At 65.9% G+C, this 17248-nt stretch carries 11 protein-coding genes and 2 pseudogenes; 4 read left to right on the top strand and 9 right to left on the bottom strand.

Going from position 1 to position 17248, the window contains the following annotated elements; genetic code table 11:
* Window positions 1-8 precede the first annotated feature (8 nt).
* Window positions 9-5120: a non-ribosomal peptide synthetase gene (locus tag CA951_RS39075; RefSeq protein ID WP_087561969.1), complete on the top strand. Its 5112-nt coding sequence runs from the start codon at window positions 9-11 to the stop codon at window positions 5118-5120.
* 33 nt (window positions 5121-5153) lie between these two features.
* Here CA951_RS39075 and CA951_RS39080 read toward each other — a convergent pair.
* The 8 genes and pseudogenes from CA951_RS39080 to CA951_RS39115 form a co-directional block, all read right to left on the bottom strand.
* Window positions 5154-6404 (bottom strand): annotated as a pseudogene (locus tag CA951_RS39080) (NAD(P)/FAD-dependent oxidoreductase).
* Between the two features lie 36 nt (window positions 6405-6440).
* The gene (locus CA951_RS39090) at window positions 6441-7871 is read right to left on the bottom strand and encodes an aromatic amino acid lyase (RefSeq protein WP_087561972.1); all 1431 of its coding nucleotides are present in this window, start codon (window positions 7869-7871) and stop codon (window positions 6441-6443) included.
* Between the two features lie 49 nt (window positions 7872-7920).
* Window positions 7921-9309, bottom strand: coding sequence for an MFS transporter (locus CA951_RS39095; protein WP_179220488.1), 1389 nt, complete (start codon window positions 9307-9309; stop codon window positions 7921-7923).
* 302 nt (window positions 9310-9611) lie between these two features.
* Window positions 9612-10790, bottom strand: coding sequence for a CdaR family transcriptional regulator (locus tag CA951_RS39100; RefSeq protein WP_087561973.1), 1179 nt, complete (start codon window positions 10788-10790; stop codon window positions 9612-9614).
* Between the two features lie 199 nt (window positions 10791-10989).
* Window positions 10990-11139 carry a hypothetical protein gene (locus CA951_RS43700; RefSeq protein WP_179220489.1) on the bottom strand — a complete coding sequence of 50 codons (150 nt, stop codon included), beginning with the start codon at window positions 11137-11139 and terminating at the stop codon, window positions 10990-10992.
* Window positions 11140-11157: 18 nt separating this feature from the next.
* Window positions 11158-11559, bottom strand: coding sequence for a hypothetical protein (locus tag CA951_RS43705; protein WP_179220490.1), 402 nt, complete (start codon window positions 11557-11559; stop codon window positions 11158-11160).
* Between the two features lie 15 nt (window positions 11560-11574).
* A complete protein-coding gene (locus CA951_RS39110) occupies window positions 11575-12732 on the bottom strand; it encodes a hypothetical protein (protein WP_087561974.1) in 1158 nt (385 codons plus the stop codon).
* A complete protein-coding gene (locus tag CA951_RS39115; RefSeq protein WP_087561975.1) occupies window positions 12732-13682 on the bottom strand; it encodes a metal-dependent hydrolase in 951 nt (316 codons plus the stop codon). Before CA951_RS39115 ends, CA951_RS39110 begins: the two co-directional genes overlap by 1 nt.
* A gap of 244 nt (window positions 13683-13926) precedes the next feature.
* Here CA951_RS39115 and CA951_RS39120 point away from each other — a divergent pair, with 244 nt between their 5' ends.
* The 3 genes and pseudogenes from CA951_RS39120 to CA951_RS39130 all read left to right on the top strand — a co-directional run bounded on the left by CA951_RS39120 (window position 13927) and on the right by CA951_RS39130 (window position 16679).
* A complete protein-coding gene (locus tag CA951_RS39120; RefSeq protein ID WP_087561976.1) occupies window positions 13927-14553 on the top strand; it encodes a TetR/AcrR family transcriptional regulator in 627 nt (208 codons plus the stop codon).
* A gap of 56 nt (window positions 14554-14609) precedes the next feature.
* Window positions 14610-15899 carry a wax ester/triacylglycerol synthase domain-containing protein gene (locus tag CA951_RS39125; RefSeq protein ID WP_087561977.1) on the top strand — a complete coding sequence of 430 codons (1290 nt, stop codon included), beginning with the start codon at window positions 14610-14612 and terminating at the stop codon, window positions 15897-15899.
* An 82-nt stretch (window positions 15900-15981) separates the two neighbouring features.
* Window positions 15982-16679, top strand: a pseudogene (locus CA951_RS39130) (hypothetical protein).
* A 16-nt stretch (window positions 16680-16695) separates the two neighbouring features.
* Here the strand turns inward: CA951_RS39130 and CA951_RS39135 are convergent.
* The gene (locus tag CA951_RS39135) at window positions 16696-17061 is read right to left on the bottom strand and encodes a YtxH domain-containing protein (protein WP_087561978.1); all 366 of its coding nucleotides are present in this window, start codon (window positions 17059-17061) and stop codon (window positions 16696-16698) included.
* Between the last annotated feature and the right edge of the window lie 187 nt (window positions 17062-17248).

Consider the following 17248-nt stretch of genomic DNA (forward strand, 5'->3'; position numbering starts at 1 on the left):
CGGTGGGGATGGGTGGCCGGTTGGTGGTGGTTCCGCCGACGGTGTACGGCGGGGTGGAGTTGGCGGAGATTCTCGTTCGTGAGGGTGTGACGCATGCGGTGTTGACGCCGACGGCGTTGTCGTCGTTGGAGCCGTCCGGGTTGGAGGCGTTGGGGACGTTGGTGGTTGCGGGTGAGGCGTGTCCGCCGGAGTTGGTGGCGCGGTGGGCGCCGGGTCGGCGGATGGTCAACGCGTACGGGCCGACGGAGGCGACGGTGATGTCGAATGTCAGCGGTCCGTTGGTGGTGGGAGAACCGGTGACGATCGGTGGTCCGGTTCGTGGGTTCGGTGAACTGGTCCTCGACGGGCGGTTGCGGCCGGTGCCGTTCGGGGCGGCGGGGGAGTTGTATTTGTCGGGTCCGGCGTTGGCGCGGGGGTATCGGAATCGGATCGGGTTGACGGCGGCACGGTTTGTTGCGGATCCGTTCGGTGGTGCGGGGCAGCGGATGTATCGGACGGGGGATGTGGTGCGGTGGCGGGAGCGTCCGGGCGGTTCGCCGGTGCTCGAGTATGTGGGGCGTTCGGATTTTCAGGTGAAGATTCGTGGCTTCCGCGTCGAACTCGGCGAAATCGACGTGGTGCTGACACAGCATCCCCGTATTGCGTTCGCGGTGACCCTCGGTCGCACCGTCCCGTCCGGGGACACCGTCTTGGTGTCCTACGTCCTACCGTCCGGTGACGGCGAACCCGACGTCGCCGAGGTCACCGACCATGTGCGCGGCCGCGTGCCCGCGCACATGGTGCCCGCGACAATCGTGATCCTCGACGAGCTGCCGCTCACCCCGGTGGGCAAACTGGACCGGCAGGCATTGCCTACACCGGATTTCGCGGTGGTACGCACCGTGTTCCGTGCGTCGGGCAGCGCGACCGAGCAGACCGTGGCAGATGCCTTCGCCGAGGTGCTCGGACTCGACCGAGCCGGGCTCGACGACAACTTCTTCGACCTGAGCGGTAATTCACTGAGCGCGACCCGCGTCGTCGCCCGCGTCAACTCGGCTCTGGGTATCGGTCTGGGGGTGCGGGAGCTGTTCGAGGCACCCACGGTGGCGGGGTTCGCTGCCCGCGCCGATGCATCGGATCGCCGCGGCGCGGCGCGTGCCGACCTCACCGCGGGTCCGCGCCCCGACCGTGTGCCGCTGTCGCTGGCGCAGCAGCGGATGTGGATCGTCAACCAGGTCGACATGGCTTCGCCCGCCTACAACATCCCGATCGCGCTGCGCCTGTCCGGCAAACTCGACATCGAGGCCATGCGTGCGGCTTTCGTCGACGTCGTCGAACGGCACGAACCCCTTCGCACCGTCTACCCCGGCTCCGCGGACGGCCCGCACCAAGTGGTGCTGCCCGTGGACCAGGTGACCCTCGACCTCACTCCGGTCATCGTGTCCGACGAGGCGGCGCTGCGCACCGAGTTGGTGTCTCTGGCGTCGGCCGAATTCAACGTGCGCAGCGAGGTCCCGATGCGCACCGCGCTCCTGCGAATCAGTCCCGACGAACATGTGCTGGCCCTGGTTCTGCACCATATCGCGGCGGACGGATCATCGATGGCGCCGCTGGCCCACGACGTGATGGTGGCCTACACAGCGCGTACACACGGACGCCCGCCCGGGTGGGCGCCGATGCCGGTGCAGTACGCCGACTTCGTGCTGTGGCAGCGCCGCACCCTCGGCAGCGACACCGACCCGGACTCTCCGATCTCGGCGCAACTGGACTACTGGCGCCGGACCCTCGACGGCATGCCCGAGCTGCTCGAGCTGCCGCTCGACCGCCGGCGACCCCTGCAGCGGTCCTCGCACGGCGCCACCGTGCCGTTCGCGATCGGCGCGGACCTGCACAGGAAGCTGTCCGACCTGGCCCGGAGTCATGATTCGACGCTGTTCATGGTCGCGCACGCCGCACTCGTCGTCCTGCTCGGCCGGCTGAGCGATGCGACGGACCTCGCGGTGGGCACACCGGTCGCCGGCCGCGGCGACGCGGCCCTCGACGAGATGGTCGGTATGTTCGTCAACACCGTGGTGCTGCGAACCCGCGTCGTACCCGAACACTCCTTCACCGATCTGATGGCGCACGTCCGCGACACCGATCTCGGCGCATTCGGGCACACAGAGGTGCCATTCGATCGGGTCGTGCAGGCGGTCGACCCGGTGCGGTCGACGGCGCACGCCCCGCTGGTCCAGGTGCTGCTCGAATTCCAGAACACCGAGGAGAGCCGCCTCGAACTGCCCGGACTGACCGTCGAGGTCGTCGACGTCGGCGTCGAGGTCGCCAAATGCGATCTGCTCCTGACCCTGAGTGAGAACGTCGACGAAACCGGTGCGCCCGCAGGGATGTCCGCGGCTTTCGGCTTCGCGACCGACGTCCTGGACGCGGGCACCGTCCGCGGTTTCGCGGATCAGTTCGTTCGAATCCTCGATGCGGTCACTGCGTCGCCGGAGCGCCCGATCGGCGACATCGACGTCATCGGCGCGCACGATTTGGATCGGTTGACGCCGGTGGTGGGTGGGCGGTCGGCCCCGGAGGTGTCGTTGCCGGGGTTATTGGCGGTGTCGGTGGGGGTGGATCCGGATGCGGTGGCGGTGGTGTGCGAGGGCCGTCGGCTGTCGTATCGGGAGTTGGATGCGGCGTCGAATCGGTTGGCGCGGGTGCTGCTCGCGGCGGGGGTGGGTTCCGAGTCGGTGGTGGCGGTGGCGGTGGCGCGGTCGGTGGAGTCGGTGGTGTCGGTGTGGGCGGTGGCGAAGACGGGTGCGGCGTTTGTGCCGGTGGACCCGCAGTATCCGGTGGGTCGGATCGAGCACATGGTTGCTGATGCGGGTGTGNTTGTGGGGGTGACGGTGTCGGGTTCGGTGGATCGGTTGCCGGGGGAGGTGCGGTGGGTNNTGCTCGATGATGCCGAGACGGTCTCGCTGTTGTCGTCGGTGTCGGCGGGGTCGGTGTCGGATGCGGATCGGGGTGGGCCGGTGCGGGTGGGTCAGGCGGCGTATGTGATTTATACGTCGGGGTCGACGGGTCTGCCGAAGGGTGTGGTGGTGACTCATCGGGGGTTGGCGAATCTGGTGGCGTCGCAGCGTTCCGAGTTCGGATCTGTCACCGGTGCTCGGGTGTTGCAGTGTGCGTCGCCGAGTTTCGATGCGTCGGTGTTCGAGTTGGTGTGGGCGGTGGGGATGGGTGGCCGGTTGGTGGTGGTTCCGCCGACGGTGTACGGCGGGGTGGAGTTGGCGGAGATTCTCGTTCGTGAGGGTGTGACGCATGCGGTGTTGACGCCGACGGCGTTGTCGTCGTTGGAGCCGTCCGGGTTGGAGGCGTTGGGGACGTTGGTGGTTGCGGGTGAGGCGTGTCCGCCGGAGTTGGTGGCGCGGTGGGCGCCGGGTCGGCGGATGGTCAACGCGTACGGGCCGACGGAGGCGACGGTGATGTCGAATGTCAGCGGTCCGTTGGTGGTGGGAGAACCGGTGACGATCGGTGGTCCGGTTCGTGGGTTCGGTGAACTGGTCCTCGACGGGCGGTTGCGGCCGGTGCCGTTCGGGGCGGCGGGGGAGTTGTATTTGTCGGGTCCGGCGTTGGCGCGGGGGTATCGGAATCGGATCGGGTTGACGGCGGCACGGTTTGTTGCGGATCCGTTCGGTGGTGCGGGGCAGCGGATGTATCGGACGGGGGATGTGGTGCGGTGGCGGGAGCGTCCGGGCGGTTCGCCGGTGCTCGAGTATGTGGGGCGTTCGGATTTTCAGGTGAAGATCCGTGGCTTCCGCGTCGAACTCGGCGAAATCGAATCAGCCCTCCTCGGATACCCCGGTATCGACCACGCCGTCGTGCACACCAGCGGCGACCGGTTGGCCGGCTACGTCGTCCCCGTAGCGGGATCGGAACTCGACACGTCCGCGGTCCTCGCGCACGCCCGAGCGCGCCTGGCGCCGCACATGGTGCCGGCGACCGTGACGGTGCTCGACGCCGTACCGGTGACCGCGAATGGGAAACTCGACCGCGCAGCTCTGCCGGAACCGGACTTCGCCGCAGGGCGCGCCGAGTACCGGGCGCCACGCAACGCGATCGAGGAGATGGTAGTCGCCGCGTTCGCCGCGGGACTCGGTCTGGACCGGGTCGGGCTGGACGACAACTACTTCACCCTCGGTGGCACGTCACTCACCGCGACGAGCGTGATCGCGCGGATCGCCGAGTCCTCCGCGCGGACCGTGCCGGTGCAGTGGATCTTCACCCATCCGACACCGGAAACGCTGGCGCACATGATCGTCACGGCACCGGGGGATCCCGGGTCGGAGGATGAGGCCGACCGGTCACTGGATGTACTGCTGCCGCTGCGCACCACCGGAACCGGCAGCCCGGTGTTCTGCATCCATCCCGCGATCGGGTTGGCGTGGTGCTTCACCGGACTGGTGCAGTATCTCGGCGACCGTCCGGTGTACGGGCTGCAGTCCCCGGCGCTGACCGACCCGGACCTGCGCGTCGACTCCCTGACGGAACTCGCGGCCCGGTATGTCGACCGGATCCGTTCGGTGCAGCCGCACGGCCCGTACCACCTGGTGGGCTATTCGGTCGGCGGCCAGATCGCTCACGAGATGGCGGTGCAGCTCACAAGTGCCGGCGACGAGGTGGCTACCCTCACGATGCTCGACACCCATCTGGCCGCAGGTCTCGATCGCACGACCGAGAAGCCCACCGTGGCAGCACTTCTGGCGGAGTTCGGCGCGGTGGTCCCGGATGGCGGAGATGACGCGACGACCACCGATCGTGCCGTGGAGGTGCTGCGTCGCACCGGTGGACCGTTCGCGGCCGTGACCGCGGGCGACCTCGAAGCCGTCCACCGGGTTTTCACGCAGACGGTCGACCTCGCGCTCGCGCACCGCCCATCGACACCGAACGGCGTCGATCTGCTGTACTTCGGAGCGGCAGATTCCTTCGACGCCCCCACCGGTGTCTCCGCGTGGCGGCAGCGCATCAGCGGCGAGATTTTCGTCCACAACGTTCCCGCGTCCCACCAGCAGATGACGAGTCCGGAAGCCCTCGCCGGCATCGGACCTGTCCTCGCACACCACGTGACGCTCGCCGACCAGGCGATGCGCGTCGGATAGCCGCCGGTGTGCGTTCGACGGGGTTCAGACTTGTCATCGGGTGCGTCCTGCCAACTGGAAGGGGAGCATCGATTCGGGGATGCGGCGGGTGGTGATCATGTCGGCGATTCCCTCGGCTGTGGCGGGTGCCAGGGTGACGCCCAGCATGCCGTGTCCGGCAGCAATGTAGAGGCCGTGGTGACCGGGAACCGGGCCGATGAACGGCAAGCTGTCCGGTGTGGCAGGCCGTAATCCTGCCCGGCCGGCACGGGCATCGACTCGTGCATCCGGGGCCCACCCGGCCAGGTACGGGTGTACCTGGTCCACGAGGTTCCGGATCCGCTGTTCGGGGATGCGTTCATCGCGGGCGGGCAGTTCGAAGGCGCCGGCGATGCGGATGGCGTCGTGATACGGGCTCAGGCCCAGTTTGGGTTCCATCAGGTACAACGCGTGGCGTGGGGACGTACCGGCGCCCCGGATGTCGATCGAGTACCCCTTGGCTCCGATGATCGGCAACGTGAAGCCGAGAGGAGCGAGAATGGTGTTTGTCGCGACACCGAGCGCTACCACTACCTGGTCGACATCCAAGGAGGTGTCCGGAAGTCGTATCGACCAGCCCGTACCTGCGGGGGTGACGGCCTCCACGGCTGTGTGCTGGAGGACGGTGACGCCCATTTCCGTGACTCTCTTGTGCAGACCTTGGAGCAGGGATTCCGGGTTGACGTGTCGGTCGATCGAGGTGTGGGCGGCGGCCTGCACTCCGAGGCCGACGGCGGCGTCGCGTTGACGTGCTTCGTCGCCGGACAGGTATTCGACGCGACCGGGGAAGCCCATCGGGACCAGTTGGTCGAACAACTGGCTGAACCATTTCAGGCCGTCGGCGGATTGTGCCAGTGCGAGCAGGCCGGCCGAGTGCATCTCGAAATCGACACCGTCGTCGTGGAATTCGTCGAACAAGTCGAGTGTGTGGCGGTTGAGGTGCAGCAGTGCACGGACCCCGCTCTCGTACGCCGAAGGTCGGGCTGCGCGGGCGAACTTCCACAGCCAACGGATTTAGTCGGTGTCCAGACGCGGCCGGATGGACAGGGCGCCATTGGGGTCGAGGGCGTGTGTGAGTCCGAGTCCGACGACGCCGGGTGAGGCGAGGGGGGTCGACAGTGACGGGGTGACCCAACCGGCATTGACGCCCGAGGCCGACTCGCCGATCGAACCGCGTTCGATGACGATGACCTCCTCGCCGCGTCGGCGAAGGCTCCACGCTGTACTCATTCCGACGATCCCGCCGCCGATCACTGCGACAGCCACATCCGTCTCCTTTCCTGCAGATTCTGTGAAATATGTTCAGGTATTGGCGAACTCGGAAGCGGGTGCGGCCGCGGCGTCTCGGGATCGTGCGAGCAGGTCGACGACCGACTCGAGGTGAGCGCCGTAGTCGACGGGCGCGCTTCCAACCGGAAATCGCTGAAGGATCTGCCGGCTGAGCAGTGCGAGCCGATGCGGCACGGCCTGTCCCTTGCGGGCGAGTGCGTGGCTGGACACGATGCCGAGGACGGCGAGGTTGTTGTCGAGTGCTGCACCGGCATCGCGCGCCTTCCGCCAGGCGAGCAGGTCGGGTGTTCCGGTGTCGGTTTGACCGGCTCCCCCCAGTCCGATCAGTGATGGCGTGGCGGCGACGCGGGCCTCCTCGGCCCACCCTGCTGATGTCATGTAAAGCAAGCTGACCTGGGATTCGGGTTCGGTGGCGACGAGTCCACTCGGGTCTTCGACGATGCGATTGACCTGAGCGGTGATCAGCTGGCAGGTATCGGCCCAGGCGCGAGCGAGAGAATCGAGTGTCGGAGCGACGAGGGGGTTGTGGTAGCCGCCGTTCGACAAGATCGCGCCGAGGGGCGGATGGACTGTCGGCCCGACAAAGATGGGATTGTTCGATGAGGCTGAGAGCGCGATCTCGGCGCATTCCTCGGCGGCGGCCTGCGCTCTCCGTGCCCATCCGATGACGCGGGGCCCACTGCGGAAGGACACCGGTGCTTGATACGGGAGCTCGGACGAGTGGTCGTCGGTCTCCATGAGCCGGCGGATGTTGTGTAAGGCTTCGGCCTGGTGTTCGTCGCGCCATGCGGCCTCGAGTTCGGGGGCGTAGTGCGCTGCCGGGGCATTGATCGCGACCGCGGCCAGCGCCATCACCTGTTCCATCACGGTGATTCGGTGCCGCCCGGCCAGCGCGGCGTCCCCCAAGGCCGCCGCAGCTACCGGTGAACCGTTGATGAGGGCCATCCCCTCACCGATCTCGAGAGTTCCGTCGAACCGAGTCCTGAGCAGGTGTCCCAAAGCGATGATGTCGCCCGGCTCGCCGTTTCCGCGGGCCGGAACCGGTGGAAGATTCGAGTCGAGTAGTTCGATCAGTCGGTGCACTGTTTCCACCCGCAGGCACGCTGTCCCGTTCAGCACATCAGCAAGCCGTGCAAGGACGATTGCGCGAGCGAGGCGTTCAGGCAGTCGAGGGCCGACAGTGGCGGGAGTCGACGGCAGCCGGGTTGCGAACTCCGCGCGGCTGTCGGCGCCGAGCACGGATTTCGCGCCGACATGATGCTTGGTCGTGATCCCGTAGAGATGACGATTTGCGTTCTGTTCGACGAACTCGACGAACTCGTCTCGGCGGGAACGGATGGCGGCCAGTGCGCGGTCACTGATTCTGCACTGCTCGCCCATCCAGGCCACCCGCGCGACATTGTCGAGGGTCAGGTCGTCACTGGTGTCGATGACTACAGTCATGAAAGTCCTCCTGCGTGGAGTTGGGCTGCTGTTGTGGCGGTTGGTCGAGTTACTGCTGAGACACGAACGATGAGCTGCGGTCCGGGTTGCCTGTGGGTGACTTTCCGGGTCCTTCCTTGGTGTCACCTGCGGCCTGGGCGAGGGGTAGGCCCGCGGTTTCCGGTGCCCACGCGATGCTGATGAGGAGTCCGAGGCCTGCAACCACACCGGTCATCAGCGTGACGCCGTGTGCCCCGAAGTGATCGATTCCCATCGGCAGTAGAAGCGTGCCGATCGCTGCGCCGATTCGGCTGAAGGACACGCAGATTCCGGTTGCAGATGCGCGGATGCTGGTGGGGAACAGTTCGCTGGGATAGACGGTGTCGAGCGCGGCCATCGCCGAAGAAATGAGGGCGAAGAGGGCAAAAAGGGCGATGACATAGCCTGCGGGGGCGCTCTGCCACAGGCCGATTGCGAGTGTCGATGCGGTCAGCAGTGCGAAGGAGACCAGGGTGTAGGGGCGTCGACCGATCTTGCCTATTGTGACGATGCCGACGGCGCCGCCGATCAGAAGGAAGAGGTTGACGCTCGTGGTCTGCCAGAAGCCGGATTCGATGTCGAGTGACTCGAGGATTGTGGGCAGGAAGGTGAAGACCGCGAAATAGGGCACGACCTGGCAGAACCAGAACAAGCATGCGAATGCCAGTCGCTTGCGGTGCTGTTCGGCGAACACCTCGCGCAGCGATCCAGTCGATTCGTCCTCTTCTTCCTCGTCGGCGAGGTCGGCGAGGGTTGCGGCGGGGGAGACATGCTTCCGCAGAATTGCCAGGCCTTCGTCCGCACGTCCGTTCCGAGCGAGCCAGCGCGGCGATTCGGGTGTGTTCCGGCGCAGGACCAGCAGTATGAGCGCAGGAACTGCGCTGGTTGCGAGGATCCAGCGCCAGGCGCCATCACCACCGAACCCGGCAATCGCCGTTCCGACGACAATTGCGAGGACGTACCCGATAGTCCACATCGCCGGCCCCACTGCGAGCAGGGTGGCGCGGTACTTGCGTGGTGCGAACTCGGCCACCAAGGTCGTGGCAATCGTGTAGTCGGCACCGACCGCAATCCCCAGCAGAACGCGGAGAACGAGCAACATCACGGCGCCGGTGACCGCGATTTGCGCGAGAGAGAGGACGACGAACAGTGCCAAGTCGATAACGAACATGCGGCGGCGTCCGATCCTGTCGGTGACCCAGCCGAACAGCACGCTCCCCAGGAACACGCCGATCAGTGCGGAGGCACCGATCAGGCCGCTCATCAATGAACTGACTGGATGAGACTGGGCGAAGAGGGGGAGTGCGGGAACGATGGCGCCGAGGATGTAGCCGTCGCAGAGGTGTCCGCCATTTCCGTAGAGCGTCGTTTTCAGATGAAACCGCGATAGCTTCGCGTCGTCGAGAGCGTGTGTGGCCACGGGGGCTCCTTCAGGAAAGAGGCTGTGAAATTCATCAGTCGTGACCCCCGAGCGCGCCGAATACTGCCCGCACACCCGCCGGAAGTTCCGTTCGAGTGTTGGAGAGAACCGATACGTCGGTGTGGTCGGTGATGGTCTGTCGGTGCGTGGTTGGCACCGCCGCGACGTTCTCGACTGTGATTCCGAACACTACGAGCGACGCGTGGGGGCGTCTTCCGTATGTGTTCGAGTAATCGCGCGGCCTGTTCCTGTAATTGTCGAAATCCCCAGGTGAACGGGTGAAACTGAACGGCGAACACGCATCAGGTGTTGCGGATCAGCATCGCCAATCTGAGGGCGAGCTGAAGTCCGGCCCGACGCTCGCCCTGCGCCCAATCCTCTCCGAGGAGCTGCTGAGCACGGTCGAGGCGGTAGTAGAGGGTGGTGCGGTGCACCGCTAGCTGGGCGGCTGCGCGGCGGGTGTCACCGCCGCAGTCGAAATACGCATCCAGACTTTCGCGAATCAGTGAGTTGTCCGCGTCGAACAGACGAGATGCGCCCGGAAAAAGAACCTCCAGGGTGTCAGTGGTCCACGGCAGTCCATAGAACACGAGGTCGGCTCCGAGCTCGTTCCAGCTCAACTGCTCGACTTTCCGTGCATGTGCAATGGATGCCGCGTAGCTGGATTGCATTCCCGATCGTCGCAGTTCATCGAGATCGGATGCAGCCGCTCCGACGCCGGTTCCGCGCAGCATCCACCCGCGTCGCCGGGCCGCCTTCGTCAGTGCGTGGCGAAACGGACGAAGTCGGTCGTCGTGGACCTCTGCACTGACGATCAGGTGGATTGTGTCGTCGCCATGCCCGAGGAGGGAATGACCCATCGGTCGCGCATACGCCACTTCCTGGGTAGCGCCGCGCAGTGCTCGGGTGTCCAGTGTCTCGCCGCTGTCACCGATTGGTGCCAACCGCGTGGTGAACACACTCGCGGGCTCGGCGAATTCGAGGAGAGGTTCATTACCCAGGAGCTCCGCCGACGGTCTGCCCTCACGCGGTGGCGCCAGGAGGGCGCTGACGAGCCGAGCTTCCCGATCCAGCGCAGTGGCCGTCGACTCCGACTGCTGGTGAAGCAGTTCTGCGATCGTGCCTGCTGTGCTGGTCGCTGCGGTGATGTCGGGATCTGTGAGCGGAGGGCTGTCGATCAGCCATAGATATCCATGGAGTTCCCCGTAGGCTCGCATCGGTATGCAGACCCGAGGCAACGTCTGCAACGCCGGATTCGCGGGAAACCGGACGGGGCCGGTGGCGTGGGCGATATCGAGCGAGAAGGCGTATTCGAACACCTCCGGGGAGGAGTGTCGCTGGAGGATCGACCGGACACGGACGTCGTCGAGGTCACCGTGCTGCTCGGTCAACGCCAGCGGTTTGAGACCGCAGTCATCGATTTCGATCGAGCGGTTCAGCTGATCCGCGAGACTGTCTGCGTACTGCTGGACATCGTTCATCCGTAACCTACCGGTCGTCTCCCTGAGTGGGCCGCACGTGAGGGAAACATCGAGACCGAGGCGCCTCGGTCTCCGATTTCCCGAAAATGACCGAGCGCCAAGGATCCTCAGCCCCGTATGTGGTGGTCGGCGGGAACTCGCGACGACAGCTTGCCGCGCGGCGCCACGTTGACCGCCCTCATGGTGAGAAACGCTATCGTCAGCTTGTGACCTTGCGACGGGCGGGCGTGCGGTCGTCGGCGAACATTGCCTCGATCCTCGACTTGATCTCCGCGGTGCTCATGGAGCCGCCGTGGCGGGGCGTCCGCGACACGGTGGGAGTTGCCGGGGTGATCGAGACTGTCGCCATGCGTCCTGCTTTCGTCGGTTACTTATATGTGTGCCTCACGGTCACGTCTGTGATCTGGTTCACATCGTGGCCGACTATGTTGTACACCACATACCCGGTCGCGTGCCACTCGGCCCGGTAGCCAAGTGCCCGGGTTGTCGCAGCCGTGCCGTTCGGCGAATGGACAGGAAATCCGGCCCCGGTACAGTCGCCCGAATGGATGAGGAGACGGCCCCGAACCGTCGACAGCTCCGGCTGGTGCAATCCCCGATCCGTGTACCGGGCGAAGAGGACGAAGAACTCCTCGCCCGGTCGGTGATCGACGCGCTCGCCGGTGGCCTGTCGTGGGAGCTGATCGGCACTCGGCTCGGTGTGACCGCTCCGACCGCGGGCGGCAGCCCGGTCACCGACCGGGACTGGCAGGATGCGGTTGTCGATCACGAGAATGCGCGGCAGCTATCGGACAGCGTTCGACGTCCTTTCGCCGGAGACCGGGCCGTGTCCGTCCACGGAATTCCGCGGCACCGTGAAGGCGGCGGCGACGCACAGAACTGCGATCGCGAAGCAGACGATCGTGTACCAGATATTTCCGATGGGATCGCCGTTGCTCGTGACACCGTCGACGGCAGCGAAGTAGTCCGGTAACGCGGTCACCCACAACAGACCCATCACGCCGAGGTACACCACGCTGTAGACACGCACGAAGTCGTTCGAGTAGGCGGAAACGTCCGACGCCCCCCCGCGCAGCCGCGACCACTGCCGCACCAGGACCGGGAACGCGACGAGCGTGACGACGACGAGTTCCGCCGCGTAGAGGAATCCTCGCACCGTGGTGCTCTCCATCCCGAGGATGGTCGCGGGGATCGGCAGGATGAACGTGCCCGCCGACGCCAGGAGGCCGATTACGATTGTGCGCCAAGCCAGTTCGAGTCCTGTGAAGTCCCGGCCCCGGTCGGCGTGGCGACCCACGAAGAACTGGACGCACAGCGCCAGCGACATCGGCCACAGTGCGGCGAACACCACGACGCTCGGCAGCGGGACCGCGTCGAACATCGGCTGGTTGACCGGGTTGGTGGTCGACCATTCCCACCACCTCAGCTGCGGCCCCAGTTGATCGAATATCTCGTAGAACGCATGGTGCACGAAGCCCACGCAGACCGCGCCGACGAGCACGCCGTACTTTCGGAAGACGCCGAGCATTCGGACGAGCTCGAAGGCCAGCGTGGCCATCAGCGGATAGATCGCAATGATGTACAGGGGGAGCCGGCCCCACAGGAATTCCACCGTGAACACGTTGTGCGCGAACATCGTGTCCACGTGTTCCTCGATCCCGAACGCCGCCGGAAAGTACAGCGGCGGTTCGATGACGAATAGATACGCGGTGGCGCCGAACCAGAGCGCCAGGGTGGTCGGATCGCCGTTGCGGCGCCAGCGCAGGATCGCGAACACGAGCGCGAGCACCGACCCGAGCACGATCGTGAACTCGAGAACCGGCAGCGTCCAGTTCTCCAGGGCAAACGGATTACGGACCTCGACGAGTCCACCGGCCTCGGCGCACGAGAAGCCGAGCGCCGTCGACAGCTGGTCGAAGGTGGGGGAGCAGAGATCGGTCATCAGTTGACCACCGCCGCCGCGGACTCGGTCCGATGTTCACCCGACTCGGCGGTGTACCAGCGGGTGCAGTCGTAGCCGGCGTCGTATCGGGTGAACCACTCGTCGGCGAGCGCGGGCAGCTTCTCGTGCGTCGGGTTGTGTTTCGGCATCTGACTACGGACGACGCCGGCGAGGGCGGTGAGTTGTTCCCCGCGGGGGAGGTCGTCGAACGCGCGCGGCATGATCCCTTTGCTCAGGTAGGGCGCGAACGCGGTGAGCAGCTTCTGCTTGGTGCGGTGCGTCGCGAACATCGACATCGAATCGACCTTCCGCTCCCTCAGTGGGACGTGCTGGTTGAACCCGGCGCAGGCGATCCGGACAACCTTCATCACATGCGTGAAGATCGACGGCGCCATCCTCATCCGGTACAGCTCATCTCCGACAAGGGAATTGAAGATCACCAGCGCTGAGCTTCGGTGTTCGACCTCCTCGACGAAGTGCCAGATGAACAGGGACGCAACCCGGTCGTCGCCCGGCCGGAAGAGGGTCGCGTCGTTGTCGAGCATCAGCTTGAACACCGGCGTGAACGTCGCCTCCAGATCGGCGGTGTACGCGAGGCGGTAGTTCAGGCTGGTCGCCTCGGTGAGGAGGTCGAACTCGCCGATCACCGCGTCGAGGGTGTTCTGGAGTCCTGGATACCGCCTGATCAGGGCCTTGACGTGCTGACGATGCGCGGTGGAATGGTGGCCCTCCTGACGCATGAACGCCACGGCCTCGTCTGCGACATCGGGATCGGCCATCAACGGTTTCGCCTGCATGATCGCCTTGACGATCATCTTCTCGAAACCGATGGCCAGGAACGAGATCGCGTTCGACATGCTCGACCAGGCGGGGTTGTCGGGGTTCCAGAGGAACGGGACGTCCTGTTCGTCGAACGCGAAATCCATCTTTCTGGGATGCAGGTCGGACATGTGCAATTCCTCGTCTCGTGCGGCCTGAGTGGGCTGAAGTCTGTGGGCAGGTGGAGACCCAAGCTCAACAACATACACACACCATAAACTCTGTATGATTACTTTTCGGCGGATTCGGGGAGAACTGCTATGGCCGGAAGTGAAACCCGCGCGCGGTAACCTCTGAGTCCAGGTCGGGCAATGTGCCGTCGTCCGTGCAGTACGTTCGGGCCGACGACGCATTGCGAGAGGTAAGGAACGGGCAATGGCAGGCAGGCGTGGGTGGGGTGGCAGCCCACCCGGAAGTGACGAGGAAGCGTCCCGTCGAATCGTCATCGCCGCAGTCGAGCTCATCAGCCGGAACGGCACGGCGATCAGCATCGCCGACGTTGCGGAATCCCTCGGCGTCATCCGTCAGACGGTCTACCGGTACTTTCCCAGCACCGACTCCCTCCTCCGAGCCGCAGCCATCGCCGCGGTCGACGGATTCCTCGACCGACTGACGCAACACGTTGCCGGCCTCGAGGATCCAGCAGAAGCTGTGGTCGAGGCCGTGATCTACACGCTCAACGAAGCGCCCCGCGTTCCGCAGCTCGGCATCATGCTGTCCGGTTCCCATTCCCATACCGAGGGCATCACGTCCGAGGAAGCCCTCGCCTTCGGAATGACGATGATCAGGCGCTTCGACGTCGACTGGGAGCGGCACGGCTACGGGGAGCACGCCCTCCGTGAGCTCGTCGAGTATCAGTTGCGGACGATGCAGTCGTTCTTCATCTCGCCGGGAAACCCGCCGCGTAGCCAGGACGAACTGCGTGAGTACCTGCGCCGATGGGTGGGATCCGCGGTCGCCGTCACGGGGAGTCCGGTGGGCCCTGCCGGTGGAGCGACTTAATCGGCTGGTTCGACGTTTCTGGTCCGACGACGTGCAGACCGAATAGACTTGCCGAGGTGACCCGCGAGGATCCCGATCGGCTCTCCGCCGACGATGCCCATATTCTGGGGCTCGAATCGGCGGTGATATCCGGCCACACCCTGAAGCTGGTGGTTCTCGAACCGAGCCCCGGCCCGCTGGATCTGGAGGCCCTGCGAACTGCGGTGGCGGAGCGCCTTTCGAGCGAGCCGCGCGCGACGCAGCGGATCGACGCCTCGGGTCCGGAGCCGCGCTGGACCGCGGCCACCGCCTTCGACATCAGCGATCACATCCGGCGCCGGGAAGAGCCGTGTGCGACGCGGGCCGATCTGTGGCGGGCCGTCAGCACGCTGATGTCCGAGCACCTCGATCACGAGCGACCACTGTGGACGTTCGATTTGCTCGGCCCACTCGACGACGGGCGCGAGGCGATCGCCGTCCGGATCCATCACGCGATGGCCGACGGGATCGGCGCGGTGCGCTTCCTGCACGACGTGCTCTGGGATCGACACGTCGAACCGGCCCCGCACGGGTCGCGTCCGGGTGTTCGCGCCGATTCGGGGCAGCGTTCGCGAGTCGACGAGGTGCTGCGGTTGCCCGCGGCCGTGCATCGTGAACTGGGCCATCGCGGCTCACGCTCGCCGTTCGACCGTCCGATCAGTGCCGCTCGCGAACTCGCGTTCACCGTCGCCCCGCTCTCCGAGCTGAAAGCAATAGGCGCCTCGCGCCCCACCCGCGCAACCGTCAACGACGTACTTCTGGGGATCGTCGCAGGCGGCCTGCGCAGCTGGCTCTCGGCCGGCGACGCTGCGCTGCCGCGTCTGCGTGCTCAGGTTCCGGTCAGCCTTCACCACCGGAACGAGGGAGCGGAGGTCGGAAACCGCGATTCCTTCCTGAACATCGATCTGCCGCTCGCCGAGGCCGATCCGCTCATCCGACTCGACCGGATCAGCGCCGAGACCAGCAAGCGCAAACACCTCGACGACGCAGACGAGCTTTTCGATCTCTTCCACGCTCTCGGACGCGTGAAGCGCGTCGGGGCGGCTGTGCAAAGACTCGCGGGCAGCGCGCGCGAGTTCAGTCTCGCGATCTCGAACGTTCCCGGCCCGCGCGTGCCGGTGAGTGTGTCCGGACGCCGGGTGGAGCGGCTCTTCTCGTCCTCGGAGCCCGCCGTTCACCACGCGTTGCGGATCTCGGCGATCTCCTGCGCCGGGATCGTCGGAATCGGGCTCTGCACCGACCCCGAAGCGCTGCCCGATGTTGCCCGGCTGGCGGTGGCGATGGAAGATTCGTACGCCGAATTGCGTGACGCCGCATCGACGCCTTGAAGTCTGCCGGGATGGGTACACGGACACCATGGCATCCAGATCCGCATCACGCAGAATGCGGTCCGCGGTCGTCACAGTGCTGATGGCAGGGGGAGTTGTCTGCGTAGCCATCGGGCAGGCACAGGCCGCCCCGACCCCCAGTGGAATCGCGGACGTTCCCCCTCGGACCGCGCTGTCGTTTGCACACACACCCAGCGGAACGAGAATGGGAACCGCGAATCAGGGCGAGGCGCGACCCGGTCTGTCGATCGTGAAACTGTATGTCGCCGATTACATGATCCGGCACGGTGACGGCTCGCCCGAAGACCTCGAACCCGGGCAACGAATGATCCGGGACAGCGACGACGCCGCCGCCTCGCAGGCGTACGCAAAGTATCCGCAAGCCATCGACGTCGTCGCCGCCGAGTACCGGCTCACCGGCACCCGCGGCGCCGCCTTCTGGGGCAACTCGGTGACCAGCACGGCTGACACGGTCACCTTCCTCGAGGCGAAGAAGACCACCGACCCGAACAGCCCCGTTCTCGGATGGATGGCCACCGCCGCTCCCGTCGCCGTCGACGGCACCTACCAGAATTGGGGCACCGGCACATTGCCGTCGGTCACCGGAACGAAATGGGGATGGTCCGACGACGGCTCCAGCGTCGTCGCCTCCGCATCCTTCGACCCGACTTCTCCGTCGCCGCCAATACCTACGGCACCGCCGAACAACACACCGGCGACGTCCTCGGCGCATTCGGCACCGAACCTACTCCGCCCGCCGGTATGGTGCCGCCGCGCTGATAGCCGGCGAGGCGGCTCACCCCGCAGATTCGCTGCGCGTCGGCGGCACACCTGTCGTGGTTTGCGCGTCGGTCGGAGTTGGGGCCGCCGGCGCCGGGGTCGCAGCGTCACCCAGCGACGCTCCGTTGGTGGGGGCCGTCGCCGTACTCGAGTCGGTGTGGTGGTGAGTCGCCTTCTTCGCCAGTTCGCCGACCTTGTGCTGCACCTGCGGCGCCTTGTCCTTCACCGTTTCCGTCGCGCCGCTCACCTTTTCCTGGACGGTGGGGTTGTGCCAGAGTTCGAGGGACTGATGTCTCATCTTCTCGTAGGTTTGCCGGCCGGATCGGGTGCCCAGGACGAAGCCCACGGCCGCGCCCGCTGCGAAGGTCAACAATTTCTGCATGACATGTCCTGACTGTTGTGTGGCACGAGCAGGTCAGCCGAACCGTCGTCCGAACGCCCTCTGCACAGCTTGCCCCCAGCTGAAAACCCCAAACCACGCGAAAGGTGTTCGATTCGAATGAATGTCGGGATCGGATCGGTCGGCAGGTGTCGGTGCCACTGGTGAACCGAAGCCGGCACGGCGGCCG

This window comes from Rhodococcus sp. NCIMB 12038, from assembly GCF_002165735.1.
Classification (GTDB): Bacteria; Actinomycetota; Actinomycetes; order Mycobacteriales; family Mycobacteriaceae; genus Rhodococcus_F.

Excerpts from the sequence above, each read along its gene's own strand:
- CA951_RS39090 (WP_087561972.1), bottom strand. The coding sequence starts at position 7,871 with ATGACTGTAGTCATCGACACCAGTGACGACCTGACCCTCGACAATGTC.
- CA951_RS39100 (WP_087561973.1), bottom strand. The coding sequence starts at position 10,790 with ATGAACGATGTCCAGCAGTACGCAGACAGTCTCGCGGATCAGCTGAAC.
- CA951_RS43700 (WP_179220489.1), bottom strand. The coding sequence starts at position 11,139 with ATGGCGACAGTCTCGATCACCCCGGCAACTCCCACCGTGTCGCGGACG.
- CA951_RS39110 (WP_087561974.1), bottom strand. The coding sequence starts at position 12,732 with ATGACCGATCTCTGCTCCCCCACCTTCGACCAGCTGTCGACGGCGCTC.
- CA951_RS39115 (WP_087561975.1), bottom strand. The coding sequence starts at position 13,682 with ATGTCCGACCTGCATCCCAGAAAGATGGATTTCGCGTTCGACGAACAG.
- CA951_RS39120 (WP_087561976.1), top strand. The coding sequence starts at position 13,927 with ATGGCAGGCAGGCGTGGGTGGGGTGGCAGCCCACCCGGAAGTGACGAG.
- CA951_RS39135 (WP_087561978.1), bottom strand. The coding sequence starts at position 17,061 with ATGCAGAAATTGTTGACCTTCGCAGCGGGCGCGGCCGTGGGCTTCGTC.